Genomic DNA, 26,715 nt, shown 5'->3' with positions numbered 1-26,715 from the left:
CGGCCCACCCAGTGGAAGGATCAGCGATGAGCGAGTACACGTCCATTCTCACCGAGGAGCGGGGCCGCGTCGCCACGATCACGCTCCACCGGTCGGAAGCGCTCAACGCGCTGAACTCGGCGCTTGCACGCGAACTCCTCGACGCCGCTCTCGGCTTCGACGCCGACCCGGGGTCGGCGCGATCGTCATCACCGGCTCGGAGAAGGCGTTCGCGGCGGGCACCGACATCAAAGAGATGGCCGAGCTCGGTTACGCCGATATGTATCTCGACGGCCGTTCCCCGGCGGGGGCGGTTTCAAGCGGATGCGCACCCCGGTGATCGCGGCCGTGGCGGGCTTCGCGCTCGGCGGCGGCTGCGAGCTAGCGATGATGTGCGACAGCATCGCCGCCGACGCGGCGAGGTTCGGCCAGCCCGAGATCAACCTCGGCGTCCTGCCCGGCTTCGGCGGATCCCAGCGCCTGCCGCGCGCGATCGGGAAGTACAAGGCCGCTGAGATGGTGCTTACCGGGCGTCAGATGGGCGCCGAGGAGGCCGAGCGGTCGGGGCGCTCGTCTCCCGCGTCGTCCCCGCCGACGCGCTGCTCGACGAGGCGCGCAAGACAGCGGAGACGATCGCATCCAGGTCGCTGCCGGCCGTGTACGCGGCGAAGGATGCGCTGCAGGCCGCGCAGGAGATGCCGCTCGCGGAGGGACTGCGCTTCGAGCCCCAGGCCTTCGCCGCCGCGTTCGCGACTGAGGACCAGAAGGAGGACATGCGCGCCTTCGCCGAGAAGCGCGCCCCCGAGTTCAGGAACCGCTAACGCGATCGGCCGCGGCGCTGTCCTCGACGGGTCGCGCCGCGCCGGTCAGGATCCCGCACCTGCGCGATGCTGCTCCCGTTGCAGGTCGATGAACGCCGCGATGAGGGCGCGGTAGGTCCGCTCGACGACGTCGGTCGAGCCGCCGCGATCGGCCGCGATCCCGCGCACCTTCTCAACCACCGCCTCGACGTGGGCCGGCGCTCGCCCGCCCGCCCGCCTCGTCCTTCTTCAGCGCTCCCGCAGCCAGCACGCACCTCTCAGGCTCGGCGATGAGCGTCACGATCCTCCGGTCCAGCGCGTCGATCTGCTCGCGCATCTCGGCGAGTCGGGCGTCATTCGATTCAGACATGCATCTCAGCCTACGGTGCGTGACCGGTCCCGGCGGGTGCCAGAATAGGGAGGTCTTCAGTAAGCGAGAAAGTATGACCTACATCGTTGCCGTCGCCGGCGCGAGTGGATACGCGGGTGGCGAGCTGCTGCGGCTGCTCGCGGCGCACCCCGAGTTCGAGATCCGCACCGTCAGCGCTCATTCCAGCTTGAACCGTCTGCTCGTCGAGTCGCAGCCGTAGCTGCGACCCCTCGCGCATCTCACGCTCCTCGAGACAACGCCCGAGCACCTCGACGGTCGTGGCGCAGTCTTTGCGCTGTCGCACGGCGCTTCCGGGACGCTCACCGCGCAACTCGCCGACGTACGTCTTTTGGTCGCCTGCGGGGCGGATCCTCGCCTGACGAGCGGCGAGGACTTCAACTGTGGGGAAGATCACGAGCCGTGGACGTACGGGGTGCCCGAGCTCATCGTCGCAAATACTTGGGACTGCGGGGCGCAGCCCGACACCTGACTGCGACGACGAGGATCACCGCCCCGGCTGCAACACCTCCACGATCGCGTTGTCGCTCGCGCCCGGGATGGCCTCCGGTACGATCGAGGCGCAGGATCTCGTCTCCGTACTGGCGGTCGGCCCGGCCGTCGCGAGCAATGCCGCGAATACGCACCTGCTCGGCGCCGAGCTCATGGGCAACGCGAACCTCTGCGCGGCCGGCGAGGTGCACCGGCACATCCCGGAGATCCGGCAGGCGCTGAGGAACGCGAGCGCCCGTGACGAGCTCACCATCAGTTTCATCCCAGTGCTCGTGCCGATGGGCCGCGGGATCCTCGCGACGTCGCTCACGTCGCTCGCGTGGGGCGCGACTGCTACGAGCGTGCGCGAGACCTGGGAGGCGGCGTACGCGGAGGAGCCGTTCGCGCATCTGCTGCTCAAGGGCGTGCTCCCGCGTACGGACGACACGATCGGCGCGAACATCTGCCTCATGATCGCGGTCGTTGACGAGGCGTGGCCCGCGTCGTCGTCGTTGCGGCGCTGGACAACCTCGCCAAGGGCACCGCAGGCGCCGCAATCCAGTCTGCCAACATCGCGCTCGGGGTCCCCGAGACGACCGGCCTCTCGACGAACGGATTCGCACCGTAACCGTGACCACACCCCGGGGCGGGGTGTGGCACTTGGGGTAGACAGTCGTTACCAGGAAGTTGAATGTACGACATGACCATGAAGAAACCCCGCCGTCAGTTCACTGACGAGTTCAAGGCCGACGCTGTGCAACTCGTCATCCAGGGACAGCGGCCGATCGCGCAGGTCGCCCGGGAGCTCGAGATTACCGAGTCTTCTCTCGGGTACTGGGTGAAGAACTACCGGCAAGCCGACCCGGACCCGCAGACGGCGCCTGCCCCGGTCGACGCCGCGCGATATGCGAGGCTCGAGGCGGAGAACCGTCGTCTGGCAGAGGAGAACGCGTTCCTGAAAAAGCCGCGGCCTTCTTCGCGAAGGAACAGCGGTGAGCGTGAAGTTCCAGCTGATCCACGAGGAGAAGGCCCACCACACGATTGGCCTGATGACACGCCTCCTGAAGGTGTCTCGGGCCGGCTACTACGCCTGGGCGAGGAGGATGCTCCACGAGCTTGCCCGCAGGGGTGTCACGGCCTCGGCGGGCCTGGTGCGGAAGCTGATGCGCCAGCTCGGTGTGCACGGGGTGCAGCCGCGTGCGTCGAAGCGGACCACGATTCCCGCACTCGACGCCCAGGACCGTCCGGACTGGTTGCGCCGCGACTTCACCGCCGAGCAGCCAGGGCAGCGGTCCGTCGGTGACATCACGTATCTGCGCACCAGGGAGGGATGGCTGTATCTCGCGACCGTGATTGATCTGTACAACCGTGAAGTGGTGGGGTGGTCGATGGCTGATCACATGCGCGTCGAGCTCGTCAGCGATGTGAATCGGCCTGGGTTTGTCGGAGGTCATGATCTGACACGAAAGTGAGAATTGAGATCATGCCAGCACCACGGAAGTACGATGAGGGAACCCGTGCCCGCGCGATCCGGATGTGCGAGGACCGCATCACCGAGGGGGGCACCTCGAAGGCTGCCGCGTATCGCGAGGTCGGTGAACTTCTTGGGATCAGCGCTGAGACCCTTCGCGGGTGGGTCGACCGGGCACTCGCTGATGGGCAGCCTCGGCAACCGGCAGCCGAGGTGCCGAGTGAGGAGATCAGCCGGCTGCGGCGTGAGAACGCGCAACTGCGTCGAGCGAACGAGATCCTGAAGACCGCGTCAGCGTTTTTCGCGGCAGCGGAGCTCGACCGCAAACTCGGACAGTGATCGACTACGTCCGCGCCTATGCGGACAGGTTCGGGGTCGAGCCGATCCTGACCGTGCTCGCCGAGCACGGTATCGGGGTCGCCCCATCCACTTACTACGCCTACCAGGCTCGTGGTTTCGGCCCGAGCGATCGTGAGCTCGAGGACGCCTACGCGGCGAACAAGATCTCCGACATTTGGAAGCGGAACCGTCGCTTGTATGGGCGACGAAAGCTCTGGAAAGCTGCGCTGCGCGCCGGAATACAGATCGGCCGGGACCGGGTCGAGCGACTCATGAAACTCGCCGGGATCAGCGGAGTGAAGCGTGGCTGGCGGAAGACCGTCACCACAGAGTCTGATCCGAAAGCTGCCCGTCATCCCGATCATGTGAAACGGCAGTGGGCGTGGCCATCACGCCCGGATCAGTGGTGGGTGGCGGACTTCACCTACGTGTGGACCATCGCCGGGTTCTGCTACGTCAGCTTCATCACCGCTGTGTTCTCGCGTCGGATCCTCGGGTGGCGAGTCATGACGAGCAAGACCACCACCTTGGTGCTCTCGGCGCTTGAGCAGTCGCTGTTCACGAGACGCCGAACGAATGTCGAGTTCACTACGACCGGCCTTTTGCATCACAGCGATGCCGGCAGCCAGTACACGTCATTGGCGTTCACCGAGGAGTTACAGGAGGCGGGGATTGCCGGGTCGATTGGTTCCGTGGGTGATGTGCTGGATAACGCGCTGATGGAGTCCACGATGGGTCTGATGCAGGAACAGGTGACATCAAACGTGGCTAGCCGAGAGAGCTGGCCTGGAAGGATGTCATCATGCCCAAGCCGTTTCCTAAGGAGTTCCGCGACGATGTGATCCGCGTCGCCCAGAACCGTGATCCAGACGTCACTCTCGCGCAGATCGCGAGAGATTTCGGCGTCCATGTTGGAACGCTCGACAAGTGGATGCGTCAGGCACGTGTCGAGGCCGGCGAACAGCCGGGTGAGACGAAGTCGGAGTCCGCCGAGCTGCGTGAGCTCCGCAAACGCAATCGCCTCCTCGAACAAGAGAATGAGGTGCTGCGTCGCGCAGCGGCGTATCTGTCGCAGGCTCATCTGCCGGGAAAAGGCTCTACCCGCTCGTGAGCGAGCTCGCCGCTGACGGGATTCCCGTCGTGGTGTCGTGCCGGGTATTGAAGCTCGCCCGCCAGCCCTACTACCGCTGGTTGAAGACGCCAGTCACCAGCCGGGAGTTGGGCGAGGCGTATCGCGCGAACGCGCTGTTCGACGCACATCGTGACGACCCCGAATTCGGGTATCGGCTCCTCGCCGACGAAGCCCGCGACAAGGGACAAGCGATGTCGGACCGGACGGCGTGGCGGATCGCATCGGTGAACGGCTGGTGGAGTGTGTTCGGGAAGAAGCGAAGCAAGAATGGGAAGAAGCCTGGCCCTGCTGTTCACGACGATCTCTGTGTCGTTATCGACGAGCACGGGCGTGAGCGTCACCAGTTCACAGCTTCCCGACCGAACCAGCTCTGGCTGACAGACATCACGGAACACAAAACGAGTGAAGGCCGACTCTATCTTTGCGCGGTCAAGGACGCTTTCAGTGGTCGGATCGTGGGCTACTCGATCGACTCGAGAATGAAAGCATCACTCGCGGTCCGCGCTGTCCGAAACGCGGTCCGGATGCGCCAAGACGTGAACGGCTGCATCGTGCATTCCGACCGTGGATCGCAATTTCGAAGCAGGAAACTGCGTCGAGAACTCGCCGCGCACAACCTCGTCGGCTCGATGGGCAGGGTCGCGTCCTGCGGCGATAACGCGGCAATGGAGTCGTTCTTCAGCCTGCTGCAGAAGAACGTCCTGAACCGGCGCTCCTGGGCGTCACGTGAGGAACTGCGGATCGCGATCGTGACCTGGATCGAGCGGACCTACCACCGGCGACGCAGGCAGGTCCGCTTGGGCCGTTTGACGCCGATCGAGTTCGAGACCATCATGAACAACGACCTGGCCCTCGCGGCCTAACCAGAACTGTCACCTGTTCCTACATCAGACCCGACCGGCGGAAAGACGCCGTTTCCGCTCTCTCAGTGTGAATTGCGATGACGTTACCGTATGCCTTTCGATTATGTGGTAAGTTCTCCAGGTAGGCACCAATCGGTACGCATCTTCGATGAGGAGGAAGACTTACTATGGCGATTAAAGTAGGCAGTCAACTGCGCTCGACGGCCACCAGCGCACAGGTCGTGGTCGTGCGCGGCTCGGACGCCGACGGGGTTCTCAAGGCCGCGGGTGCGGAGTTGACCGTCGATGCCGTTTCGAACAGCGCCGCGAGCGCGTCGGCCGGCGAAGTCTTGCCGGTGGGGAAGCGCTACGTGGATCAACCCTCGGGAATCGAGCTGCTCGTCATCTCCGCGGGTCCCGGCCCGCTCACTTTCGACGGTCGTGAGCTGACGTTGAAAGAGTCCAAGCCGCTCCCCGCATCGGACTAAGGTCCCCGAAGGTTCAACGATGAATATCACTTCTTTGCTCGACATGTCGGCAACGGCGATGAGTGACCGCATTCTCATCGGTACCAAGGCGGAGGGGCTGACCCCGGCAGAGTTGCGCCGTCGTGCCCTCGCGGGCGCGGCGCACATCCGCAAGAGCGGCGCCCTGGTCGTCGGATATCTTGGCGGTAACGGCCCCGAGTTCCCGGTCGCGCTCTTCGCGGCCGCATACGCGGGTGTGCCGTTCCTGCCCCTCAACTTCCGGCTGAGCGACGAGCAACTGGACGAGATCCTCGAACGGCAGGAGGGTCTTTTGCTGCTGACCCGGGACGCCAAGCGCATCGGGACCGGGGCCTTTTCGCTCGACGAGTTCGAGCGAATCGCCCGGGAGGGGGTGGGGGAGGAGGCGACGCCGACGGAGCCGGACGAAGTCGCCGTGATCCTGATGACCAGCGGCACGACAGCCGCGCCGAAGAGCGCGTTGCTGCGGCACCAGAACCTGACCTCGTACATTTTCTCGTCCGTCGACTTTGCCTCGACGGAGCCTAAAGCGGCCACGATCGTCAGCGTCCCGCCGTACCACATCGCGGCGGTCGCGAACATGCTCTCGAACCTGTTCGCGGGTCGGCGCGTCGTGTATCTCGATCACTTCAGCGCCGAGGAGTGGCTCGACGTGGTGCACCGGGAGGGCATCACCAACGCGATGGTCGTGCCCACGATGCTCTCCCGTATAGTGCACGCGCTCGAGGAGAGCGGACAGGATGCGCCGCCGACGCTGCGGGGCATCTCCTACGGCGGCGCGAAGGTCCCCGCAACCGTGCTGCAGCGCGCGCTCGAGGTCTTCCCGGAGGTCGGCTTCGTGAACGCGTACGGTCTCACCGAAACCGCCTCGTCGATCGCGATTCTCGGCCCCGACGACCATCGTGAGGCGATCGCCAGCGAGGATCCGCTGGTGCGAGCTCGTCTGGGCTCGGTCGGTCGCGCGCTCCCGGGGGTGGAGATCCAGGTCCAGGACAAGAACGGCAATCCCTGCCCTCCCGGCGTCGAGGGGGACATCGTGGTTCGCGGTCCCCAGGTCGCCGGCGAGTACCGGGAATCGGGGTCCCTCGTGAACGAGGACGGATGGTTCCGCACCCGCGACCTCGGCTACATCGACGCCGACGGCTACATCTTCGTCAACGGTCGTGCCGACGACACCATCATCCGCGGCGGCGAGAACATCGCGCCGGCGGAGATCGAAGAGGTCCTGTTCAGGCACGAGGCCGTCCAGGACGTCGCGGTGGCCGGCGTGCCGAACGAGGAGTGGGGCAGCGTCATCGCCGCGTTCATCGTGCTGAAGCCGGGACGAAGCCTCGACCGCGACGAGGTGCGGGACTATGCCCGTCAGCACCTGCGCAGCTCGAAGACGCCGGACGAGGTGTACTTCGTCGAGGAGATCCCGACGACCCCCACGGGCAAGGTGCTGCGACGTCATCTCGTCGAGGGCCTGCTCGAAGGAGCCGCTCGCTGATCGAGGACGGCCCCGCCCGCGCGGCCGGGGCCGTCCTCGAGCGGTGATCGTGGGAGAGAGGAACCGCCGACGTGGGGTTCGCGAAACCGTTGCACATCTCCGTGGAGGATCTGGCCGCGGGCCGCGTCGATCGCCTTCTCGGCGATTACGATCCCGACGATCGTGACGTCGTCACGATCGTCTCGCTCGATCAGCCCGTCGACGACGCGACGTGGACCCGTGCCGCGGTGCGGGCCTCATCCACCGACCGGATCCTCGTCGGCACGGCAAACCTCCTGCCGTCACCGGACCCCGCGTCCGACGGTCTGCTGGAGGCGCTCGCCACGACCTTCGCCGTCGGCGGCGCCGAGCGCCGCTCGGCAGTGTTCGTCGACGACGCCGACGCCCACGCGCTCGGGCTCGCGGAGGCGGTCGCACAGCACCCGCAGAGTTCGGCCGTCTTTCTCGACACGCTGCGGGCGACCGCCTCGCTCGCGGTGCCGGAGGCCCTCACGGTCGAGTCGCTCGCCTATTCGACGCTGCTCGGCGGGCGGGAGTTCGAAGCCTGGCTCGGCGATCGGACGCCCTCGTCTCCGCCGCACGTGACGGAACCGGTGCGCCTGCGACGGGACGGCGACACGCTGCGCATCACCCTGAATCGCCCCGAACGGAGAAACGCCTACGGGGCGCAGCTGCGCAACGAGTTCGTCGGCGCGCTGACCGTGGCCGAGGCGGACCCCGGCATCGAGCTCGTCGTCGTCGACGGCGCCGGCCCGAGCTTCTGCGCCGGCGGCGACCTCGCCGAGTTCGGGCTGGCCTCGGACCTCGGCGAAGCGCACTTGATTCGCACTCGCGGGGGCGCGGGCAGGCTGGTCGGGTCTCTGAGGGAGCGGATCAGGTTCGAGGTTCACGGACCATGCGTCGGCGCCGGCGTGGAGATACCGGCGCTCGCCGGGCACACCACGGCCGACCCCTCGACGACGTTCCTGCTCCCCGAGATCTCGATGGGCCTCATTCCCGGCGCGGGGGGAACCGTGAGCCTGCCGCGGCGCATCGGTCGCTGGCGCGCCTTCGCGCTCTGCGTGACCGGCCGGCGCATCGACGCCGAGGCCGCGCTCGCCTGGGGGCTCGTCGACGAGCTGCGCGAGACGGGCGGCGCGGCCGCCGAAGCGGGGTAGCGGCACCCTTCCGCACGCGGCGCGGGCGCGCCGTCAGCTCGTCGTGCCCTCGAGAACGCGGGCGGCCTGGTCCAGCGCAAGGCGAACCCCGAACTCGAAGCTCTCATCGTCGGCCATGTCGAGCATCGCCGAGTGATGGGTGATCAGCTCCGTGAGGATCGGCATCGTGTCCACGTCGATAAGTGACAACTGCGGGCTGCCGAGGGGCGGGGTCTGGTTGACGCGTCGCGTCCGCTCCGTGATGATGAAACCGCGCGTGTAGAGGGACAGCGCCGAGAACACCTGCCAGGCCTGTCGCGGAGCGAACCCCACCTCGACGAGATACGCCAGCACGCGCTCGACGCTCCGATAGACGCGATGCGTCGACGGGATGCTGTAGCTGGAGGTCCGCATGAGCACGAGGTCGGTGAGGACGTTGGCGTCCTGGTGTGAGGCGCGCTCGGTCGAGAAGTAGGCCAGCAGGAACTCCTGCCACTCCTCCGGCTTCCAGTCCGTCGGCGTCGGCAGCCTGTCCTGCAGCAGCGTCGTCGCCTGGTCGGTCATCTTGCGCAGCAGATCGTCCTTGCTGCGGAAATACCAGTAGATGCTGGTCACGCCGATTCCGAGGTGGCTCGCGAGCTCCGGCATACTCAGGTTGTCGAGGCCGTCCCGCTCCGCGACGGCGAAGGCGCCTGCGAGGATATCCTCGGGGACGATGGACCCTCGTTCGCGGCGCTTGCGCGTACCGCTTGACGCCATGGTTCCTTCCTCCTGTTCCTCGCTCGATGACCGCATTCGCCTTCGAAGGCCGGCCGGATCGCGCTTCTCGTGAGAGCGAAAGTTCCGTTTCACCGGCCTGACGCGACATGCAGACGCTAGCACACCCGCATACACTCTAGTGCAGATGCGAACGACGGGTGCGATGGCGGTGCCGCTCTCGGCGTTCAGCGGGCGTCGAGATCGCGCGCGGTCATTCCGTGCCGACGGCGCCCTCGACCGCTCGGTCGGGGCGCGTGTTGCGACGTCCGATCCGTTCGGGATCGAGCGCCGCCGCGATCGCCGCTCGGACCTCCGGCACCGTCTCCGGCAGCGCGGCGTCGGCGAAGCCGAAGGCGACGAGCTGAGCGGGCAGCGGCTGGATGGCCTCGGCGAATTCCCGCGCACGCTCGGGATCGCGATAGATGACGGCGGCCCCCGCTTCGGGGCCGATGACGGGGAACGCGGATCCCTCGAGCATGTAGAGCGTGTCGGTGTGGGCGAAGGCGACGGCGCCCCCGCTTCCGGCCTCGCCGACGACCAGCGACACGCTGACGCTGCGCAGGTCCGCGAGCGCCACCAGCAGCTCCGCGATCTCGTTCGCGATGCCTCCCGCTTCCGAGGACGGCGACGGGTCGGCGCCGGGGGTGTCGATGATGGTGAGGACGGGGAGCCGCAGCCGGTCGGCGAGGCCCACGGCGCGCCGGGCCAGGCGATAGTCCTCCGGTCGCGGGAGCGAGAGCGTACCGCCGCTGCGGTCGCGGTCGAGCGCGATCACGATGAGGCGCTGGTCGCCGATCTCGGCGATGCCCGCGCGAAGGCGCTCGCCCGGTCCGCGGAGCTCGATCCAGCTGTCGGTGATCCAGGACGCCCAGTCGGCGCCGGAGGGGCGTTCGGGCGCCCGGCTCGCGAGTATGGCGTCCCAGGCCGTCGCGGCGGCCCCGGCGAATGCTGGGCCGGCGTGGTCGGTGGCGAGCGCGGGCGCTCCGGCGCGAACGCCGATGGCGCGCTCGAGCCAGGCGAGCTGCTCCTCTTCGGGGACGATGGCATCGATGAGGCCGTTCGCCAGCGCCGATTCCGCGGTGTGCGACGTGGCGGGAGGGAAGGCGCCGGTCACGGTCTGGACGACGCGAGGCCCGGCGAAACCGAGTGTGGCGCCGGGACTCGCGGCGCGGACTTCGGCGGTGTTGCCCCACGAGGCGAAGATTCCGCCGGCGGTCGGGGAGCGGAAGGCCGAGGCGGTCATGAGACCGGCTGCGCGGTGCGCCGCGGCCGCCGATGCGGTGCGGGTCATCTGCGTGAGGGCGAAGTAGCCCTCCTGAAGCCGCGCGCCGCCGCTGCTGATGATCTGGGCGATCGGCAGGCCGCGTTCGGTGGCGCGGCGGTAGGCGCGCACCATCCGTTCTCCGGTGACGGCGCCGAGCGTGCCGCCTTCGCGGGCGAAGTCGACCTCGATCAGCACGTAGTCGCCGAGCGGCGCGTGGACGAGGCCGGCGCGCAGCGATTCGTCGCGGGCGCTCACGGCCTCGAAGCCGGGGAAGTCGAGCGGATCGCGCGATCCGAGGTCCGCATCCCACATATCCGCGAAGGGGAGGTCGGTGATGGTGTTTCGCTCGAGCGTGAGTGCGGGTTCCTGTGTCACTACCGGTCCAATCGTCCGAGTCGCGGCTGTGCGATCCTCTTCCGGTCTATTCTACCGTAATGCGAACGATAAGTCATTCGGTTATTTCGAGATGGACGGAGCCCGAGGTCCGAAGCCACGCTCCGGACCCCGGGCTCGGAGTCTGCGACGGGTCAGCGGCCGAGCGGCGGCCGCGCGTCCCTCACGACGACGGGAAGAGCAGTGTGGCGCTTCCCGGAGCGAGCTTGTCGCCCGCCTCGTCCTCCGTCCACACGTCGAGGTGCACCACGGCGCCGTCGGACGTGTCCTCGACGGCCGTCACGGTTCCCCGCACGGTCACCCGGCCGCCGAGATTCGGCTTGCGGAACTGGCAGGACACCGACGTGATGCGCGCGTCCTCGGGCGCCCAGTCGCGGAGCGCGTTGTGCAGGTACGCGAACTGCAGGTTTCCCATGCCGAAGGCGCCGTCGTAGCCGGCCCGCTTCCCCGCCTCGTCATCCATGTGGATCGGCACGAATTCGTCATTGACCGCCGCGTACCGGTTCCACGTCGCGAAGCCGGTTTCGCGGGAGTACGGGGCGATCTCGGCGCCGACCGCGATGGCCGAGCCCGCGCGGTCGACCGGAGCAGTGTTCGTCATTCTTCTCTTCTCTCTTCCGGGTCTAGTACCGCAGCAGCGTGGTTTCCACGCGCTTGACCACGTCGCCGCGCTGATTGGTCCACTCGTCGCTGAGCACGGTGATGAGCATCTGACCGAGCCGGCTCGTGCGCTCGGTGTAGCCGCCGAGCCGGCTGACGCTCGTGATCGTGTCGCCGGGGCGAATGGCGCCCGTGTAGTTCGCCACCATCCCGCCGTTGAGCATGAACTTCAGGCCGGGGCCCGCGATGCCGATCTGCTTCTCCGTGCTGTCCGGATCGTTCTGATCCGCGTCCACGGCGTCGGGATGCCGGTGCGATTCGACGACGGCCCAGGCGAAGGGGTTGAAGTCCTCCGGCGCCACGATGGTGTCGGTGTCGGTCGAGAGGAATCGCGCCGGAGGCGAATCGGGCCAGTACGTCGCGAGCGCCCAGCGTCGGATATCCGAGTCCGACACGGGATAGCTCACGCGCCGGCTGATCTCCGTGCCGACGGCGTTCCGCATCGCCTCGGAAATGTGTGTTGAGGTGTCGGTTCCCATGGGGTCCTTTCCTGTCGTGGGAAGTGTTACGCGAGCGCGGAGACGAAGCGCTCGAGCTCGCGAATCGTGCGGCACTCGAATGCGCCGGTGCAGTGTTCGGCGTACTCGTCCGCGACGGAGTCGCCCTCGTTCCACAGGCCCTTCGCCTCCGGGTTCAGGAAGTAGACGCTCGCGGCGCGCTGCCGAATCGCGTCGAGCGCGTCCAGGCGCGGGTCGCGATAGTTGTTGCGGGCATCGCCCAGGATGAGCACCGTCGTCCGCGCGTCGACGGTGGAGAGCCGATCCTCCGCGAAGAGACGAAGCGCGTTGCCGTAGTCCGAGTGCCCCTCGGGGCCGTAGCCGCGGCGTTCGTCGTTGATGCGCCGAGTGGTCTCCACGATGGTGGAGGCGGTCGACACCAGATCCGTCACCTCGGAGAGCCCGTCGACGAAGACGAAGGACCGCACCGAGGAGAAGTGCGAGCGCAAGGCGTACGTCAGCTGGAGGGCGAACGCGGCGAAGCTCGCCACGGATCCCGAGATGTCCGCCAGCACGACGAGTTTCGGCTTCGGCGGCCGGCTCGCGCGGAATCGGAGCTCGACGGGCGCGCCCCCGGTAGAGATCGAGCGCCGGATGGTCGCGCGGATATCGAGGTACCGGGGGGCGTGCGCGCGCTGCTTCGTCGCGAGCGCGAAGCCCAGCGCACGGCCGAGAGGTTCCAGGACCCCTTCCATACGGTCGATGACCTCGCCCGACGCGGTGAGGAAGCCCGTGTCTTCGGGCAGCGGGTTCCGCAGCGTCGCCGCAACGGCGTCCGCCCCGCGATCCTCGACCAGCCGTCGGCGGACCTCGCTCTGGAGTATCCGTTCGAAGTCGAGCGCTGCCCGGTCGGCCCTGGCCTCGGCGGCCCGCAGCGCCATCCGCCCGACACCGTCGTGCGGCGAGAGCTCCTCGAGGCGCAGCAGGTCGGCCGGCAGCTCTTCGGCCCGCACCGCGCGCTGCGTGCGCATGATGTAGATCGTGCCGGCGACGGCCCGCCCCGGCACGATCTTGGCGTGGCGCTCGATGAGTTCGCCGGCGATCTGGCGCACCATCTGGCGGTTTCCGTGATGGAGGCTGCGCAGCAGGAAGTCGCGGAGCTCCTCATCCTTGAGGAGGGAGAGCGCCGGGTCCGTCCCGGGCGTTCCCGGACCGAAGTAGAGGTCGAAGAGGAGATCGTACGCGTCCCGGTGAGCGTGCGACTTGACGAGGCAGGCGGCGAGCGACTCCCGCACCCCCTCGCGGTCGCAGAGGTCCACCGCGTCGAGCGCGAGAGAGGCGTCGATGAGATCCGACGTGGCCACCGGGATCCGTATCCGCCGGAGTTCGTCGGCCAGGGCGTGGACCGCGGCGATCATGAGGCCGGCGCGAGCTCGTTGCGGATGAGGTCGATGTCGGCCTGATGCTTGAGGAGGATGTTGGCGTGGCTCACCACGGTCTCGTCGGTGATCTCCGGCACGCCAAGGAGGGCCAGGGTCCGCGCCCAGTCGAGCGTCTCAGAGACCGAGGGATTCTTCTTCAGGTCCATGCTCCGCACCGCGGCGACGGTCTCGGACACGCGGCCGGCGAGCCGATCCGAGAGCCCGGGCACGCGAGCCTTGATGATCTCCCGCTCTCGCTCCGGCGCCGGGTAGTCCACGTGCAGGAAGAGGCAGCGGCGGCGCAGGGCCTCCGACAGCTCGCGGTTGTTGTTCGAGGTGAGGAATACGAGGGGGGCGCGAGTCGCACGCACAGTTCCGAGCTCGGGGACGGAGACCTGATAGCTGGAGAGGAACTCGAGCAGGAGCGCTTCCGCCTCGACGTCGAGCTGATCCACCTCGTCGATGAGGAGGACGACGGGCTCCTCGGAGCGCACGGCGTCGAGGAGCGGGCGCGAGATGAGGAACTCCTCGGAGAAGACGTCGGAGACGTCGTCGTCCTCGCTGCGCTGGATGGCGAGGAGCTGCTTGCGGTAGTCCCACTCGTAGAGCGCGCGCGCTTCGTCGATCCCCTGGTAGCACTGGAGACGGATCAGCCGCGATCCCGTCAGCTCGGCGACCGACAGCGCGAGCTGCGTCTTTCCCGTCCCGGCGGGACCCTCCAGCAGGAGCGGCTTCGAGAGCGCGTCGGCGAGGAAGGTCGTCTGCGCGGTCGCGTCGTCCGCGAGGTATCGGACGCCGGCGAGCTCTTCGGCTACCTGCTCGGCGCTCGCGAAGTGCCTGACGTGCGCCGTCTCTACGGTGAGTTGCTGAGCCATGCTGGGAACCTCCGATGGTGCCGCCGTGTTTCTCTAGATGAGCTTACCGTAAGGCATTTGACAATAGTCAAGCGCGAGTGCCATCCTGTCTTCCGGGGGGCTCGGCCCAGTGGCCGGTCGCTCGAGATGAAGCTCGGCTCCTGCAACGACGGTGTCGACAGTCAAAGGAGATGAGGCCATGACAGCCGCCGCACCGTCAGCCGCAGGTCGGCACCAGCACGAGGCCTGGCGCGAGCGCCGGGTGCCGCCGGTGGAGCGCATCCGCCCGGGGCTCTGGTCGCTCCCCATCGTCATCCCCGACAGCCCGCTGCGCTACGTGATCGTGTACGCCATCGAGCTTCCGGACGGGGTGGCCCTCGTCGACAGCGGGTGGCCGCACGACGAGTCGTGGCGCGCGCTGGAGAGCGGGCTCGAAAGCACCGGCTTCGCCGTCGAGGACGTCCGCTACGTGCTCATCACGCACTCGCACACGGACCACCACGGACTCACGCAGCGCATCAAGGAACGCAGCGGCGCAGTCGTCGCGATGCACGCGGTCGAACGAGAGGTGATCCGCGAGATCGACGCGGGACTGCCCGGCGCTGCGGCAGCCGGCACCGCATGGCTCCGCGACCGCGGGGCGAGCCCCGGACAGCTGGCCACCATGCACGAGCAGATGGCGCACGGCAGCACCCCCGACTTCGACGCCGTGCTGCCCGACGTCGTGATCCAGGACGGCGACCGGCCGCTGCCCGGAAGGCCCGACGTCGTCGCGCTGTGGACGCCCGGCCACACCCGGGGACACCTCTGCTTCCTCCTGGAGAACGACCGGATCCTGCTCTCCGGCGACCACGTGCTGCCCCGCATCACCCCCCACGTGACGCGGCCCGCGTTCGTGCCGCTCGACCCGGCGCTCACGACGTATCTCGACTCGCTCCGGCGCATGCTCGAACTCGACGTCGACGAGGTGCTCCCGGCGCACGAGTACCGCTTCTCCGATCTCCCCTCGCGCATCGGCACCATGCTCGACCATCACGAGGAGCGCTTCCTCGAGATCCTCGACGCCGTGCGGGCCGGCGCCCGCACCACCTGGGAGGTCGCCGAACGCATCTCCTGGTCGCGCGGCTGGGAGGCGACGAGCGGCTTCATGCGCCAGACCGCGCTCGCAGAGACCTACACCCACCTCAAGCATCTCGAAGCCGAGGGACGGGTGAGACAGGCATCGAGCCACCCGGATGCCTGGGTGATCGACGACGGCGCGCGCCCAGTCGAACACCTGAGAACAATGAGACAACAACTACTGAGAGGCTGATCAAGGCTTATGGATCCTAACGAACTCAGGCGTATTGACTTCTCGCTCAGCGAGGAGCAAGAGGCCATCCGCGAACTCTTCGCGGACTTCTTCGAGAAACAATCCCCGACGACCACCGTGCGCGCGGCCGAACCCACGGGATTCGATCCGCAGCTCTGGGAGCAGCTGCTCGAGCTCGGCGTCACGCAGATGGGGGTGCCGGAGGAACAGGGCGGGGACGGCGTCGGGATCTCCGAGCTCGTCATCATCGCCGAGGAGTTCGGTCGGGCACTCGCGCCGGTCCCGCTGCTCGAGCACGTCGTCGCGACCCGGCTGCTCGCCGCGGCCGGGGACGACTCGGTCGGCGAGCTGCTCGCCGCGGCCATGGCGGGCGAGCGGATCCTCGGGCTTGCGATCGATCCGCTCACCGGCCGCCAGCTCGTCTCCTCGGCGGCCGCGGCGTCCGACGTCGTCGCCTTCGACGGCGAGTCGCTCGTCGTCGTGAGCGCCGAGGGCCGCGCGCACGTGCCCAACCAGGCGTCGCTGCCCTACGCGTGGGTCGATCCCTCGACCGAGCGCCTGACGCGGGTGGCAGCGGCCGACCCGGCGGGACTGTTCGACGTCGCGCTGCGCGAGTTCAAGACGCTGACCGCGGCCGGGCTCGTCGGGCTCACCGACGCCGCCCTCCAGCTCTCGCTCGAGTTCGTGAAGTCGCGCGAGACGATGGGCGTCGCCCTCGGCGTTCTGCAGGGCGTCGCCTTCCCGCTCGCCGACGTCGCCATCGCCATCGCGGGATCGCGCAATCTCGCCTACCGGGCCGCCTGGTTCATGGACCACGAGCCCGACACCGAGCCCTGGCTGCAGGCTTCGGCCCTCGTCGAGGCCACGAAGACCGCGACCGTCGGAGCGACGACCTCGCAGCACATGCAGGGAGGCCTCGGGTTCACCGTCGAGGCCGACGCCAGCCTCTACTTCCTTCGTGCCAAGGGTTGGGCGCTCGCAGCCGGCAATCCGCGCGACGACAGCCGCCGCATCGGCGAGCTGCGCATCGGCTCGGCTGCGTAGTAGCAATCACAAGCGTAAGGACAGATACTCATGGATTTCAGCAAGATCGAGCTCAGCCCGGAGCATGAACGGCTCCGGACGGAGATTCGCGACTTCGTGCGCGAGTACTTCACGCCGGATGCGTACGAGCACGAGCACGAGACCGGCGACGCGTTCAACGAAAGGATCCACCTGGCGCTCGGCGAGCGGGGCTGGATTCAGCCCACGTGGCCCAAGGAGCGCGGCGGGGCCGGCCTGGACCGTCTCGGGGCGAAGATCCTCGACCTCGAACTCAAGAAGACGCGGCTGCCGATGATCGCGCTCGGCACCACCAACCTCGTCTCGAAGGCGGTGGAGCGCTACGGCAACCCGAAAATCCGCGCCGAGGTCCTCGCCGGCGTGGCGAAGGGCACGGTCCGGTTTAGCCTGGGGTACACCGAGCCGGACGGCGGCTCGGACATCGCGGGCGCGAAGACCAAGGCCGTCCGCGACGGCGACGAGTGGATCATCAACGGCTCGAAGATGTTCACCACGGGCGCCCACACGACGCAGTACACCTTCCTGATCACCAGGACCGACCCGACGCAGCCCAAGCACAAGGGCCTGACGATGTTCCTGCTGCCGCTGGATCTTCCCGGGGTCGAGATCCAGGGGATCTGGGCGTACAGCGGCGAGCGCACCAACATCGTCTACTACGACGACGTGCACGTGAGCGACGACTACCGGCTCGGCGAGGTCAACGGCGGCTGGAGCGTGCTCCACGGTCCCCTGGACGAGGAGCACAGCATCGGCGGGGGAGAGGACGACGGGCTCGACGAGCCGTCGATCGGCACGAACTTCATCCGCGACCTCTCCTACGCGCTCGACGACACGGCGGAGTGGGCGCGAACCGCGCGCGCCGACGGCTCGCGCCCGGCCGACGAGGACGGTGTGCTCGAACGGATCGGCGCGCTCACCGCCCGCTACGAGGCGGCCGTGATCACGCCGGGGCCGGCCGGACGCATCGCCGGTGCGGAGACCCTCGTCGAGGGCTCGGCCGAGCTGCTCGATCTGATCGGGCGGGAAGCGCTGATCTCCCGGAACGGGGACGGCGCGATCGGCAACGGGCAGATCGACTACGCCCACCGTTACGCGCAGGGGACCGCGACCTACGCCGGGACCGTCGAGGTGTTCCGCACGATCATCGCGCAGCACGTCCTGGGGCTGCCCAGGCCGAACTATCCGGGGTCGCGCGACTTCGGGGTGTCGGCATCCACCAAGCTCTCCTGAGCAGCCGCACCGTTCACCCGAGACCATCAACGAAGGAGTACTCATGGCGATTGGACGCCTCTTCCACATCATCCACCTGACGGACGACCTGCCCGCGCTCGAAGCCTGGTACGACGACGTGTTCAGCGTTCGCCGCGGCTTCCTCGACCACCACTACATGGAGGGCGAGCGGCGCGACGCCTCCCTCGTGCTGCTCGGCGACTCGGTCATCGAACCGCTCGCGCCCGCGTTCCGCGTCGACGACTGGGCGGAGTATCCGCTCGGGCGCTTCTACAACCGCTTCGGCACGCACTGGCACTCGATCGCCTGGTACACGGACGACGCCGGCGAGATCTGGCAGCGGCTGACGGACGCGGGCGTGCGCGTGTACATCGAGGGAGGCAAGCTCACGGACACGCGCCCGGGCCCGGACTCCGCGATCATGACGCACCCGAAGGACACCCTCACCCAGCTCGAGTTCATGCGCCCGAACGGCGTCGTCGAGGAGAACGACCCGAGGCTGAAGCCGGATTGGGATCCGAACTGGTGGATCAACAACCATCCGATCCAGACGCCCGGCCTCGCCTACACGACCGTGCTGACGAAGGATCTGGATCGCGCCGAGCAGGTGTACGGCGAACTGCTCGGCGGCACGGTGCTCCACAAGGGATCCTCCGAGCTCACCGGCACCGACGACGTCTACGTGCAGGTGGGCGACACGGTGGTGCAGCTGTCGAAGCCGAACACGGACGGCACGATCGCCGCGGCCGACTTCGAGAAGAACCGCGAGATCCATCACGCGGCCGCCTTCAAGGTGCTCGACCTCGACAAGACGAAGGAGTACCTGGAGGAGAAGGGGATCAAGACGGTCGCCCGCGACGACCAGACGCTCATCAGCGATCCGGCGACGACGCACGGCGTTCCTTTCCGCTGGACCACGTGGGACGTGCCGGGCGGCCCGCGCGACGGCAAGTAGCAGTTTTCGTCGCTCCGACATGGCGGGCGGGCGCTTCGGCGCCCGCCCGCTTCGTGTTCGCGGGCGCCGGCGTCAGGACCGGCGCGGCGATCCCGCGCGGATCACCTCCCCGCGGCGACGCGGCCGTCGACGAGGGTGAGGATCACGGGATCGCGCCGGCCCTGCGCTATGGCGTCGAGCGCCGGCGTCTCGGTCAGGATGAGGTCCGCCCGCATTCCCGGGCGGATGAGGGCGGAGCGGCCCCGCGGAGCGAGGAGCGCCGCGGCGATTCCGAGGACCGCGCCGAGATCGTCGGCGGGGCTCAGGTATCCCGCGAGGGCTTGCGCCGCCGTCACCCGATCGCGCGGCCCGAGGACGGCGCCACCGGGCGCGCGGCGGTGCACCGCATCGTGCATCACGGTCCACGGGTTGACGGGGCCGTAGGGCGCGTCGCTGGACGCGACGACCGGGATCCCGGCGTCGAGGAGCGTCCGGTGCCGGTACAGGTGCGGGGTGTCGTCCGCGTCGACCTCGGCGAGATACCGGTCGCCCCGGTGCCAGAGGAAACCGGGCTGGGTGACCACGGCGAGGCCGAGGTCGCGGATCATCGGGATGAGCTCGGGAGGCACGACGGCGGCGTGCTCGACGCGGTCGCCCGGCCGTGCCCCGATGCGCGCGAGCGCGGCCAGGAGGAGCACGAGCGCCTCCCGGGTCACGCAGTGCACGGCGACCGCGCGGCGGGCGGCCCGTGCTCGCGCGATCTCCGCGACCAGCTCGTCGACGGCGGGGAGGCCCGAGTCTCCGAGCACGATCTTGCGCGGGCCCAGGCGGACCTCCGGGGGCACCTCTCCGGGCTCCCCGAGCAGCGTCACCCGTTGCGGGAGCGCGCCGCTCGCGCGAGCGCGCGCGATGAGGCCCGCGTCGCGCGCGCCCGGGGTGGCATCGGTCACCTCGGTCACGCCGAGGCGGGCGAGTTCCGCGCCGACTCGCGCGAGCGGCAGGCGTTCGGAGCGGGGGAGCTGCGAGCGGAGCCACTCGTCGCCGCGCCAGATGCGCCCGGTGGGCGCGCCGGCCGGATCGCGCTCGACGACGCCGGCGGGCGCCCGATCCGGGTCGAGCCGCGTCAGCGCCGCCGAGTTGAGGATCCAGAGGGCTCCGCTGCGGTGCTGCAGGCGCACCGGGCCGCGCGGCCCGAACCGGTCGAGGGCGCGGGCGTCGAGGGATCCCGCCGTGGACTCGTCGTATCCGACGCCCCGGATCCAGCCGTGCGCGTCTGGCGCGGCCGCGCGAAGGGCCCGGCCGAGGGATGCCGGGTCGGGCGCGGCGCGGGGCGAGCAGTCGACGGACTCGAGCGCCGCGGCGAGGGCGAGGAGGTGGATGTGGTGGTCGATCAGCCCGGGAAGCAGGTGCGCCCCGCCGCACTCGATTACGGCCCCGGCGGTTCCGGCGGTCCTCACGGTTCCGGGGGTCCCGGAGCTGGGCGCGGCGGTGCCGGCGGTGCCGGGGCGGGGCGCGGCGGTCGCGGGGCGGGGCGGGGCGGTTGCGGCGGTCCGGGGGCGGGGCGAGGCGGGGCGTATCGAGCGGATGCGCCCCGCCTGCAACTCGACGTCGGCGAGGCGCCCGTCGGGCATCCGCGCCTCGCGAAGCACCCGGACGTCGGCGGTCTCATTCATGGGGATATTCTGCCCTCGACTCCGCCGTCAACCCCGTCAACCCCCTCAACCTCCGTCGCGACACGCCGTAACACCCCCGTCAACCCGGCCAACCTCCGTCGCGACACGCCGTAACGCCGACCGGCGTAGCGGCGTGTCGCGACGGAAAAGGAGGGGCGACGTAGGTCGACGCGACGAGGGAAGGGGGACGCGACGGGGGAGGGGTGCGGGCGGTGCGCGACCGCGGTCCTGACATGAGGAGCGTCAGCGCAGCGCGTAGGAGATCGTCGCGACGCCGGCGAGCTTGCCGTCGAGCCGGCGCGACTCCGACCGCACGACCGCGAGCGAGCGACCGGAGTGGACGCGGGTCGCGGTCACGGTGAGCTCGTCGTCGACGGGGATACCCCGCAGGAACGCGACGCGTATCGACGCCGGACGCCACGGCTCGTCGCCGATCGCCTCGCGCGCCACGCGCTCGAGCGCGATGGTGTGGATGCCGCCGTGCATGATGCCCCGCGGATTGGCGAGCCATCGCGGCGACGCGAGCGTGCCGATGACGCCGTCGCCGGTGGCTTCCAGCGGCATCGGCAGCATCGCGGAGAGCGGCACCGTCTCCTCCGGGGCGCGAGGCATCTCGAAGTATCCCCCTTCGGGGACGGGGAGGTATCGGCCGCTGAGCGACGCGGTTGCGATCACGGCGCCCGCCGCGTCGCGTACCTGCCCCGTCGACAGCCCGCCCGCGGGGCTCGTGCCGACGACGTGCGTGTCCAGGTCGAATGCGCCGTCCGCGGGCTCGATCCCCGGGGCGAAGTCGATCGACAGCTCCGTGGTGACCATGCCGTTCATGCCCGGCGGATGACCGTCGAGGAGCACCATGCTGAGGCCGTGATCCACGAGCATCCCGAGGGAGGCCCAGGCGAAGTCGCCGCGGTCGCTCCGGAACCAGGGCCCCGGACGCTGCACGTACGCTCCCGGACGTGCAGCGTCCATCGGGACCCCGGTGAGCGACCACGGGTTGTGCCGGGCCAGGAGGGCCTTGTCGGCCGTGTCGACCAGAGCCGCGCGAGGGCTCGCGTCGCCTGGCGTCAAGACTGCACCTCGATGACGAGGGCTCCCGCCTGGCCGCCGCCGGCGCACATCGCGGCGACGCCGATGCCGCCGCCGCGCCGCTGCAGATCGCGGATCAGGGTGTTGACCATCCGCGCGCCGGAGGCGGCGACCGGATGGCCGATCGAGCAGCCGCTGCCGTGGATGTTCACGATCTCCTCGTCGATGCCGAGGAGCTTGCAGGCCGCCGCTGGCACGGAGGCGAACGCCTCGTTGATCTCCCAGACGGCGACGTCGGGCACCTCGATGCCGGCCTTGCCGAGCACGCGCGTGATGGCGTGCAGTGCGCCGACCCCCATGAGCGCCGGATCGATGCCGACCGCGGTCCACGCCCGGATCGTCGCCAGCGGCGTGAGGCCCTCGCTGGCCGCGAGATCCGAACTGGTCACCGCGACCGCGGCCGCCGCGTCGTTGACTCCGCTCGCGTTGCCGGCGGTAATCGAGAAGCCCTCGATTTCGGGGTGGATGACGCGAAGCGACGCGAGGCGTTCCAGCGTCGTGTCGCGGCGGGGGTGCTCGTCGACGGAGAACTCGACGGTGTCGCCGCTCCAATTCTTCACCGAGATGGGAAAGATCTCGTCCTCGAACAGGCCCCGGTCGATCGCGTCGACGGCGCGCTGGTGGCTGCGGAACGCCCACGCGTCCATCTCTTCGCGGGACAGCTCGGCGTACTTCGCCGTGTTCCAGCCGACGGAGATCGACATGTCGTTGTTCGGCGCGTCCGCCCGGTTCGGGTGGGTCGGCGGCATCCACGGATCCTGATAGACGCCGCGGAGGCCGGGGACGCGCTGCTTGAGCACGGGGCCGAGGGACGTCGCCTGCACGCCTCCGGCGACGATCGCGTCCTCCATGCCCGACTTGATCTGCGCGGCCGCGAGGCCGATCGTGCTGAGGCTGCCCGCGCAGTGCCGGTTCAGGGCGGCGCCGGGCACGGTCAGCATCCCCGCTTGGACCGCGGCGTGGCGGGCGACGGCTCCGCCGCCGTAGAGGGATTCCGCAAAGAGGACGTCATCGAAGCGCTCCGGATCCAACCCGCTCCGCGCGACGGTCTCGGTGAGGACCGCGAGGCCGAGCTCCTCGGCCGTCGTGTTCGCGAGTGTTCCCTTGTTGGCCGTACCGACTGCGGTGCGGGCCCCGGCGACGATGACAGGATCGGTCATGATGTTCGTGCTCAACTTTCTCCGGGAGGTGCAGCCACCCTGAGAAATGCGCCGCTGCACCGCCATATTGTATGGTTCTACTGAATCTTATACCGTAAAGTCGTGTAGTAGGGAATTCCCCGGTACCAGGACACAAAGACGTGAGGAGACGTTCATGAAACTAGCAGGTGGCTCGGCGCTCGTGACCGGCGGGGTCGGCGGCTTCGGAGAGGCGACCGTCCGCCGGCTCGTCGACGCCGGCGCGAAGGTGGTCATCGCCGACCTCGACGAGCAGCGCGGCAACGACCTCGTCGCGCAGCTCGGCGCCGACAAGGCGAAGTTCGTGAAGACCGACGCGACGAGCGAGGAGTCGGTGGGGGCCGCGGTCGCCGCCGCCCAGGAGTTCGGCCCGCTCCGCTTCGCCGTGATCGCTCATGGCGGGCCGGCCGCGGGCGCGCGGATCGTCAACCGTCAGGGGGAGCCCTACCCCGTGGAGACCTTCCGCCGCACCGTGGAGATCTTCCTCGTCGCGACCTATAACATCCTGAGCCAGGCGGCGGCGGCGATGTCGCAGAACGAGCCGCTCGAATCGGGTCAGCGCGGCCTCGTCATCATGACGGCTTCGATCGCCGGATTCGAAGGCCAGGTGGGCCAGACCGACTACTCCGCGGCGAAGGGCGGCGTCATCGGCCTCACGCTGACCGCCGCGCGCGACCTCGCTCCCGCGGGCGTGCGCGTGATGACGATCGCGCCCGGCACCTTCTTCACGCGGGCGTACGGCGACGTTCCGCGCGAGGCCATCGAGGAGCGCTTTGGCAAGATCGTCCCGAACCCGAAGCGGCTCGGCGAGGCTGATGAGTACGCGCAGCTCGCGCTGCACATCGCCGAGAACGACTACCTCAACGGAACGGTGATCCGCATCGACGGAGCCCAGCGCTTCAACATGTGAGCGGAAAGGTGGAACGGCGCCCCCGAGGGGGCGCCGTTCCACGTGAATGCGGCTCGCGCCGCTACGCGTCGCCCGCGGGGCTGAGCACGACGTCGTTGAGGAACGCGTCCACGGCGCTCGCGAAGCTCTTGTTGTCGTCGCCGGCGATCATGTGGCGCGCATCGTTCACGACGGTGCTGTAGGGCCTTCTGAGCACGCCCTCGAGCTCTTTCACGCCCGCCTCGTCGATGACGTCGGACTTGCCGCCGCGCACGATGAGGGTCGGCACCTCGATGCGCGACGCGCGTTCGAGGAGGGCGTCCGCGTCGGGGGCCCGGCCCTCGCTCTGCGGACCGGGCTGCATCATCCGCGGGTCCCAGTGCCAGTACCAGCGGCCGTCCGCGCGCAGCCTCACGTTCTTCTGCAGGCCCTCCGGGTTGAGCCGGCGCTCGCGACCCGTGTATTCCGCGATGGCGTCGGCGACCTCCTCGAGGTTCGCGAAGCCGTCGCTGTGGCCCACCATGAACTGGGTGATCCGCTTCACGCCCTCCGTGGAGGTGCGCGGCACGATGTCGACGAGCACGAGGGCGCGCGCGAGGTCGGGATGGTCGGACTGCGCCGTGAGGGAGGCGAGGCCGCCCATCGAGGCGCCGACGAGGACGGGGCGGGCGGCGCCGAGCGAGCGCATGAGCGCCACGGTATCGGCCGCGTAGTCCTCGATGGCGTAGGTGCCGTCCTCCGACCAGCCCGAGTCCCCGTGTCCGCGCAGATCGACGGTGTAGGAGCTCCACCCCTGCTGCGCGAGGCTGCCCGCGGTGCTGTCCCAGGAGTGCCGCGTCTGACCGCCCCCGTGGAGGAAAATGAGGGTCGGCCGCGAGGCGTCGCCGTTGCCGGCCCAGTAGTCTCCCGTCAGCGAGAGTCCGTTGCCCTGAAGCGTGAGGGTTTCGGGTGAGTGTGTTGTTGCCATTGAGGTAGCACCGCCGTGTGTCGTCGAAATGAGCGCGTGTCGCCGCTCCTGGACGGCACCGTCTGCTCGCTGGATGTGCCGGGCAGATCGTGAGATCCCGGACGACACGCACGTTACCGCAAAGTTTTCAGTATGGCGAGGAGCTTCTCCCTCGAAATGACCCGACGCACGAATTGACAGGGATCCACCATCTGCGTAACGTCGGCGACGGCGTTACGGTAAGTTATACCGTAATCGGATACCATGTCCCGTGAATGACAGAGAGGTCATGCATATTCTCAGTGGCGCGAAGCCGTTCGCCTGCACGAGCCCTGCGTATCCCGTCAGGGGCATCTTCTCCCGGATCGCCGTCCGGCCTCCCGATCTCGCCGCAGCAGCGGCCGGACGTCCGCCCACCCCGCGGGGCATTGACACGGTGCATCAGCCGGCGGGACACACTATGGAAGGAAACACATGAAAGAGAAACTCAACGGACGTCGGCGCAGGCTGATCTCCTCGGTCGGCCTGATGGCGGCGGCGACGCTGCTGCTCGCCTCCTGCGCCGGCGCGGACAGCGGCAAGGGAGACGACGACACCGGCGCGCTGGCGGACTTCGATCCGGTGACGCTCTCGTACGCGGACGTCGGGGCGGAATCGACGAACGGCCCCCCGTTCCAGGCGTTCGCGGACGAGGTGGCGGAGGCCACCGACGACAAGGTGACGTTCGAGGGCTTCTTCAGCGGCTCGCTGCTCGGCGCCGCGGACTCCCTCGGCGGCGTGCAGAGCGGCACGGCCGACCTCAGCTACGTCGGCGCGGGTTCGTTCCCGACGGAAATCCCGATCGCGCACTGGAACAACGCGATGGGTTCGGTTTCGAGCTCCGCCTACCCGCTCTCGATCCTGCAGGGCTTCATCGCGCAGCAGGAGTGGGCTTTGAGCGACGAGGAGCTGACGGCTGAGCTGGACGCGAACAACGTCATGGTGATCTGGAACTCGCTGCCCGACACGCGCACGAGCCTCATCTGCACCACCCCCGTGCGGACGGCGGAGGAGGCGAAGGGGAAGCGCCTCGGCACCTTCGGGACGCCGCCGAGCCTCCCCGAGATGGAGAAGCTCGGCTTCACCATCGTGCAGCTGAGCCCGGTGGAGTACTACGAGGGACTCCAGCGCGGCGTGGTCGACTGCGTTGCGGGCACCCCGACCGCGGCGATCACCTACAGCCTCTTCGAGGTCGCCAAGTACTGGACCTTCGCGGACTTCAACGGCGCGGCCGGCACGTACACGATGGCGAACAAGGAGAAGTTCGAGTCGCTGCCGGCCGAGGCGCAGGACGCGATCTGGGACGCCATTCCCACCTGGCTCGTCGAGCGAGGCAAGGAATGGGTGAAGAACTACGGCGCGCTCGTCACCGCCCAGAAGGAGAACGGCATCACGTTCTACGATCCGGACGAGGCGTTCCGCGACATCGTGACCGAGGAGCAGGCGAAGGCCTACGAGGCGCTCGCCGATTCCGCCCCCGACACGGTCGCTGATCCGAAGGCGTTCCTCGAGAACTACCGCTCGATCTACGACAAGTGGGAGGATCGCCTCTCGAAGGATCTCGACCTGCCGACCGAGCACGACGGCGAGACCCTCGACCAGATCGCGAACTGGGACGCCGACGCGATCGACTGGGACGCGTACCACGACATGCTCGTCGAGGTCTTCGACGCGCACCGCCCGACCGCGTAACCCGCGCGCCGGAAGTGCGGTGTCCTCCCGGTTTCGGGGGGCACCGCACCGCGGGGATCCGGGCGTCGAACCGCCGCTCGTCGGGGAGAATGCGCCCGCGGCCTCCGGCGTTCGACGCAGATCGGCAACGATTCCGAAAATCGAATTGACACGGACTCGCCACCTGCGTAGAGTCGGCTCCTACATTACGGTAAGCAATACGGTAACCGTGTGGCGCGCCGGAGCGATTTTGAATGACAGAGAGGTCATGCACATTCCCGATGCCGACATTTCCCACCTGAGTTCTCGTCAGTAGACCGGCCACCCGCCCGGCCTCCGAACGCTTCACTCCCT

Annotated in this window: 24 protein-coding genes, 3 pseudogenes and 1 other annotated feature; of the genes and pseudogenes, 15 read left to right on the top strand and 12 right to left on the bottom strand. The window is 68.7% G+C overall.

Translation table 11 applies throughout. The features are described from left to right. Positions 1-26: 26 nt before the first annotated feature. Positions 27-800 (top strand): annotated as a pseudogene (locus tag ABD770_RS13415) (enoyl-CoA hydratase-related protein). Positions 801-845: 45 nt separating this feature from the next. On the opposite strand, the gene ABD770_RS13410 reads toward ABD770_RS13415, so the two are convergent. Together ABD770_RS13410 and ABD770_RS13405 are read right to left on the bottom strand one after the other, a co-directional pair. Then, complete coding sequence (locus ABD770_RS13410; RefSeq protein ID WP_344820171.1) at positions 846-980, bottom strand: hypothetical protein; 135 nt, start codon at positions 978-980, stop codon at positions 846-848. Further along, positions 973-1,149 (bottom strand): hypothetical protein, encoded by a 177-nt coding sequence (locus ABD770_RS13405; protein ID WP_344820170.1) that lies wholly within the window; start codon positions 1,147-1,149, stop codon positions 973-975. Before ABD770_RS13405 ends, ABD770_RS13410 begins: the two co-directional genes overlap by 8 nt. Positions 1,150-1,222: 73 nt before the next feature. On the opposite strand from ABD770_RS13405, the pseudogene ABD770_RS13400 reads away from it, so the two are divergent. The 8 genes and pseudogenes from ABD770_RS13400 (at position 1,223) to ABD770_RS13370 (ending at position 8,574) form a co-directional block, all read left to right on the top strand. Next, positions 1,223-2,266: pseudogene (locus tag ABD770_RS13400) on the top strand (Asd/ArgC dimerization domain-containing protein). A 78-nt stretch (positions 2,267-2,344) separates the two neighbouring features. Next, positions 2,345-3,062 (top strand): annotated as a pseudogene (locus ABD770_RS13395) (transposase); the annotation flags it as partial. Between the two features lie 59 nt (positions 3,063-3,121). Further along, positions 3,122-3,448 carry a transposase gene (locus ABD770_RS14970; protein ID WP_425562773.1) on the top strand — a complete coding sequence of 109 codons (327 nt, stop codon included), beginning with the start codon at positions 3,122-3,124 and terminating at the stop codon, positions 3,446-3,448. Further along, positions 3,403-3,534, top strand: a sequence feature (AL1L pseudoknot). (Overlaps the previous gene by 46 nt.) Next, on the top strand, positions 3,445-4,290 hold the full coding sequence (locus ABD770_RS14965; protein ID WP_425562772.1) for an IS3 family transposase: 846 nt from the start codon (positions 3,445-3,447) through the stop codon (positions 4,288-4,290). (Overlaps the previous feature by 90 nt.) The genes ABD770_RS14970 and ABD770_RS14965 overlap by 4 nt, the downstream gene beginning before the upstream one ends. After that, a protein-coding gene (locus ABD770_RS13385) for an IS3 family transposase (protein ID WP_344820169.1) occupies positions 4,251-5,443 on the top strand; the annotation gives its coding sequence in 2 pieces (ribosomal slippage) (positions 4,251-4,535 and positions 4,538-5,443; 1,191 coding nt in all). The genes ABD770_RS14965 and ABD770_RS13385 overlap by 40 nt, the downstream gene beginning before the upstream one ends. Positions 5,444-5,610: 167 nt before the next feature. Further along, positions 5,611-5,910, top strand: a complete 300-nt coding sequence (locus tag ABD770_RS13380) for a hypothetical protein (protein ID WP_344820168.1) — start codon at positions 5,611-5,613, stop codon at positions 5,908-5,910. Positions 5,911-5,968: 58 nt separating this feature from the next. Next, complete coding sequence (locus ABD770_RS13375; protein ID WP_344820166.1) at positions 5,969-7,417, top strand: class I adenylate-forming enzyme family protein; 1,449 nt, start codon at positions 5,969-5,971, stop codon at positions 7,415-7,417. 71 nt (positions 7,418-7,488) lie between these two features. Further along, the gene (locus ABD770_RS13370) at positions 7,489-8,574 is read left to right on the top strand and encodes an enoyl-CoA hydratase/isomerase family protein (protein WP_344820165.1); all 1,086 of its coding nucleotides are present in this window, start codon (positions 7,489-7,491) and stop codon (positions 8,572-8,574) included. Between the two features lie 33 nt (positions 8,575-8,607). Here ABD770_RS13370 and ABD770_RS13365 read toward each other — a convergent pair whose 3' ends face one another. The 6 genes from ABD770_RS13365 to ABD770_RS13340 form a co-directional block, all read right to left on the bottom strand. After that, entirely contained in the window at positions 8,608-9,312 is a 705-nt protein-coding gene (locus tag ABD770_RS13365) for a TetR/AcrR family transcriptional regulator (RefSeq protein ID WP_344820164.1), read from the bottom strand. A gap of 211 nt (positions 9,313-9,523) precedes the next feature. Further along, positions 9,524-10,951, bottom strand: a complete 1,428-nt coding sequence (locus tag ABD770_RS13360) for a carboxyl transferase domain-containing protein (RefSeq protein ID WP_344820163.1) — start codon at positions 10,949-10,951, stop codon at positions 9,524-9,526. Positions 10,952-11,132: 181 nt separating this feature from the next. Continuing rightward, complete coding sequence (locus ABD770_RS13355; protein WP_344820162.1) at positions 11,133-11,570, bottom strand: MaoC/PaaZ C-terminal domain-containing protein; 438 nt, start codon at positions 11,568-11,570, stop codon at positions 11,133-11,135. A 22-nt stretch (positions 11,571-11,592) separates the two neighbouring features. Then, positions 11,593-12,072, bottom strand: a complete 480-nt coding sequence (locus ABD770_RS13350) for an FAS1-like dehydratase domain-containing protein (protein WP_344820161.1) — start codon at positions 12,070-12,072, stop codon at positions 11,593-11,595. 62 nt (positions 12,073-12,134) lie between these two features. Continuing rightward, positions 12,135-13,430, bottom strand: coding sequence for a VWA domain-containing protein (locus ABD770_RS13345; RefSeq protein ID WP_344820160.1), 1,296 nt, complete (start codon positions 13,428-13,430; stop codon positions 12,135-12,137). Between the two features lie 50 nt (positions 13,431-13,480). Then, a complete protein-coding gene (locus ABD770_RS13340) occupies positions 13,481-14,362 on the bottom strand; it encodes an AAA family ATPase (RefSeq protein ID WP_344820159.1) in 882 nt (293 codons plus the stop codon). 178 nt (positions 14,363-14,540) lie between these two features. Here ABD770_RS13340 and ABD770_RS13335 point away from each other — a divergent pair, with 178 nt between their 5' ends. From ABD770_RS13335 to ABD770_RS13320, 4 genes are read left to right on the top strand one after another with little or no spacing between them, the layout of a single operon-like run. Next, a complete protein-coding gene (locus tag ABD770_RS13335) occupies positions 14,541-15,653 on the top strand; it encodes an MBL fold metallo-hydrolase (protein ID WP_344820158.1) in 1,113 nt (370 codons plus the stop codon). Positions 15,654-15,662: 9 nt separating this feature from the next. Then, a complete protein-coding gene (locus ABD770_RS13330; protein WP_344820157.1) occupies positions 15,663-16,697 on the top strand; it encodes an acyl-CoA dehydrogenase family protein in 1,035 nt (344 codons plus the stop codon). A gap of 30 nt (positions 16,698-16,727) precedes the next feature. Next, positions 16,728-17,945, top strand: coding sequence for an acyl-CoA dehydrogenase family protein (locus tag ABD770_RS13325; protein WP_344820156.1), 1,218 nt, complete (start codon positions 16,728-16,730; stop codon positions 17,943-17,945). A 43-nt stretch (positions 17,946-17,988) separates the two neighbouring features. Then, positions 17,989-18,900 carry a VOC family protein gene (locus tag ABD770_RS13320; RefSeq protein WP_344820155.1) on the top strand — a complete coding sequence of 304 codons (912 nt, stop codon included), beginning with the start codon at positions 17,989-17,991 and terminating at the stop codon, positions 18,898-18,900. Between the two features lie 101 nt (positions 18,901-19,001). On the opposite strand, the gene ABD770_RS13315 is transcribed toward ABD770_RS13320, so the two are convergent. The 3 genes from ABD770_RS13315 to ABD770_RS13305 all read right to left on the bottom strand — a co-directional run bounded on the left by ABD770_RS13315 (position 19,002) and on the right by ABD770_RS13305 (position 22,798). After that, complete coding sequence (locus tag ABD770_RS13315; protein WP_344820154.1) at positions 19,002-20,552, bottom strand: amidohydrolase family protein; 1,551 nt, start codon at positions 20,550-20,552, stop codon at positions 19,002-19,004. Positions 20,553-20,795: 243 nt separating this feature from the next. Beyond that, positions 20,796-21,620 (bottom strand): PaaI family thioesterase, encoded by an 825-nt coding sequence (locus tag ABD770_RS13310; RefSeq protein WP_344820153.1) that lies wholly within the window; start codon positions 21,618-21,620, stop codon positions 20,796-20,798. Beyond that, positions 21,617-22,798: a thiolase family protein gene (locus ABD770_RS13305; RefSeq protein ID WP_344820152.1), complete on the bottom strand. Its 1,182-nt coding sequence runs from the start codon at positions 22,796-22,798 to the stop codon at positions 21,617-21,619. Before ABD770_RS13305 ends, ABD770_RS13310 begins: the two co-directional genes overlap by 4 nt. A gap of 154 nt (positions 22,799-22,952) precedes the next feature. Here ABD770_RS13305 and ABD770_RS13300 point away from each other — a divergent pair, with 154 nt between their 5' ends. After that, positions 22,953-23,726: an SDR family NAD(P)-dependent oxidoreductase gene (locus ABD770_RS13300; protein ID WP_344820151.1), complete on the top strand. Its 774-nt coding sequence runs from the start codon at positions 22,953-22,955 to the stop codon at positions 23,724-23,726. A gap of 61 nt (positions 23,727-23,787) precedes the next feature. Here the strand turns inward: ABD770_RS13300 and ABD770_RS13295 are convergent, their stop codons facing one another. Further along, positions 23,788-24,672 carry an alpha/beta fold hydrolase gene (locus ABD770_RS13295; protein WP_344820150.1) on the bottom strand — a complete coding sequence of 295 codons (885 nt, stop codon included), beginning with the start codon at positions 24,670-24,672 and terminating at the stop codon, positions 23,788-23,790. A 453-nt stretch (positions 24,673-25,125) separates the two neighbouring features. On the opposite strand from ABD770_RS13295, the gene dctP reads away from it, so the two are divergent. Next, positions 25,126-26,382, top strand: coding sequence for a TRAP transporter substrate-binding protein DctP (dctP, locus tag ABD770_RS13290; protein ID WP_344820148.1), 1,257 nt, complete (start codon positions 25,126-25,128; stop codon positions 26,380-26,382). The last annotated feature ends 333 nt before the right edge of the window (positions 26,383-26,715 follow it).

The organism is Microbacterium soli, from assembly GCF_039539005.1.
Taxonomy (GTDB): Bacteria; Actinomycetota; Actinomycetes; order Actinomycetales; family Microbacteriaceae; genus Microbacterium; species Microbacterium soli.
This window is presented reverse-complemented; position numbering and strand designations above follow the sequence as displayed.

Bases quoted from the DNA above. Each gene is read 5' to 3' on its own strand.
- ABD770_RS13405 (WP_344820170.1), bottom strand. From the start codon at position 1,149: ATGTCTGAATCGAATGACGCCCGACTCGCCGAGATGCGCGAGCAGATC.
- ABD770_RS14970 (WP_425562773.1), top strand. From the start codon at position 3,122: ATGCCAGCACCACGGAAGTACGATGAGGGAACCCGTGCCCGCGCGATC.
- ABD770_RS13380 (WP_344820168.1), top strand. From the start codon at position 5,611: ATGGCGATTAAAGTAGGCAGTCAACTGCGCTCGACGGCCACCAGCGCA.
- ABD770_RS13375 (WP_344820166.1), top strand. From the start codon at position 5,969: ATGAGTGACCGCATTCTCATCGGTACCAAGGCGGAGGGGCTGACCCCG.
- ABD770_RS13365 (WP_344820164.1), bottom strand. From the start codon at position 9,312: ATGGCGTCAAGCGGTACGCGCAAGCGCCGCGAACGAGGGTCCATCGTC.
- ABD770_RS13355 (WP_344820162.1), bottom strand. From the start codon at position 11,570: ATGACGAACACTGCTCCGGTCGACCGCGCGGGCTCGGCCATCGCGGTC.
- ABD770_RS13350 (WP_344820161.1), bottom strand. From the start codon at position 12,072: ATGCGGAACGCCGTCGGCACGGAGATCAGCCGGCGCGTGAGCTATCCC.
- ABD770_RS13340 (WP_344820159.1), bottom strand. From the start codon at position 14,362: ATGGCTCAGCAACTCACCGTAGAGACGGCGCACGTCAGGCACTTCGCG.
- ABD770_RS13335 (WP_344820158.1), top strand. From the start codon at position 14,541: ATGACAGCCGCCGCACCGTCAGCCGCAGGTCGGCACCAGCACGAGGCC.
- ABD770_RS13330 (WP_344820157.1), top strand. From the start codon at position 15,663: ATGGATCCTAACGAACTCAGGCGTATTGACTTCTCGCTCAGCGAGGAG.
- ABD770_RS13325 (WP_344820156.1), top strand. From the start codon at position 16,728: ATGGATTTCAGCAAGATCGAGCTCAGCCCGGAGCATGAACGGCTCCGG.
- ABD770_RS13320 (WP_344820155.1), top strand. From the start codon at position 17,989: ATGGCGATTGGACGCCTCTTCCACATCATCCACCTGACGGACGACCTG.
- ABD770_RS13315 (WP_344820154.1), bottom strand. From the start codon at position 20,552: ATGAATGAGACCGCCGACGTCCGGGTGCTTCGCGAGGCGCGGATGCCC.
- ABD770_RS13305 (WP_344820152.1), bottom strand. From the start codon at position 22,798: ATGACCGATCCTGTCATCGTCGCCGGGGCCCGCACCGCAGTCGGTACG.
- ABD770_RS13300 (WP_344820151.1), top strand. From the start codon at position 22,953: ATGAAACTAGCAGGTGGCTCGGCGCTCGTGACCGGCGGGGTCGGCGGC.
- ABD770_RS13295 (WP_344820150.1), bottom strand. From the start codon at position 24,672: ATGGCAACAACACACTCACCCGAAACCCTCACGCTTCAGGGCAACGGA.
- dctP (WP_344820148.1), top strand. From the start codon at position 25,126: ATGAAAGAGAAACTCAACGGACGTCGGCGCAGGCTGATCTCCTCGGTC.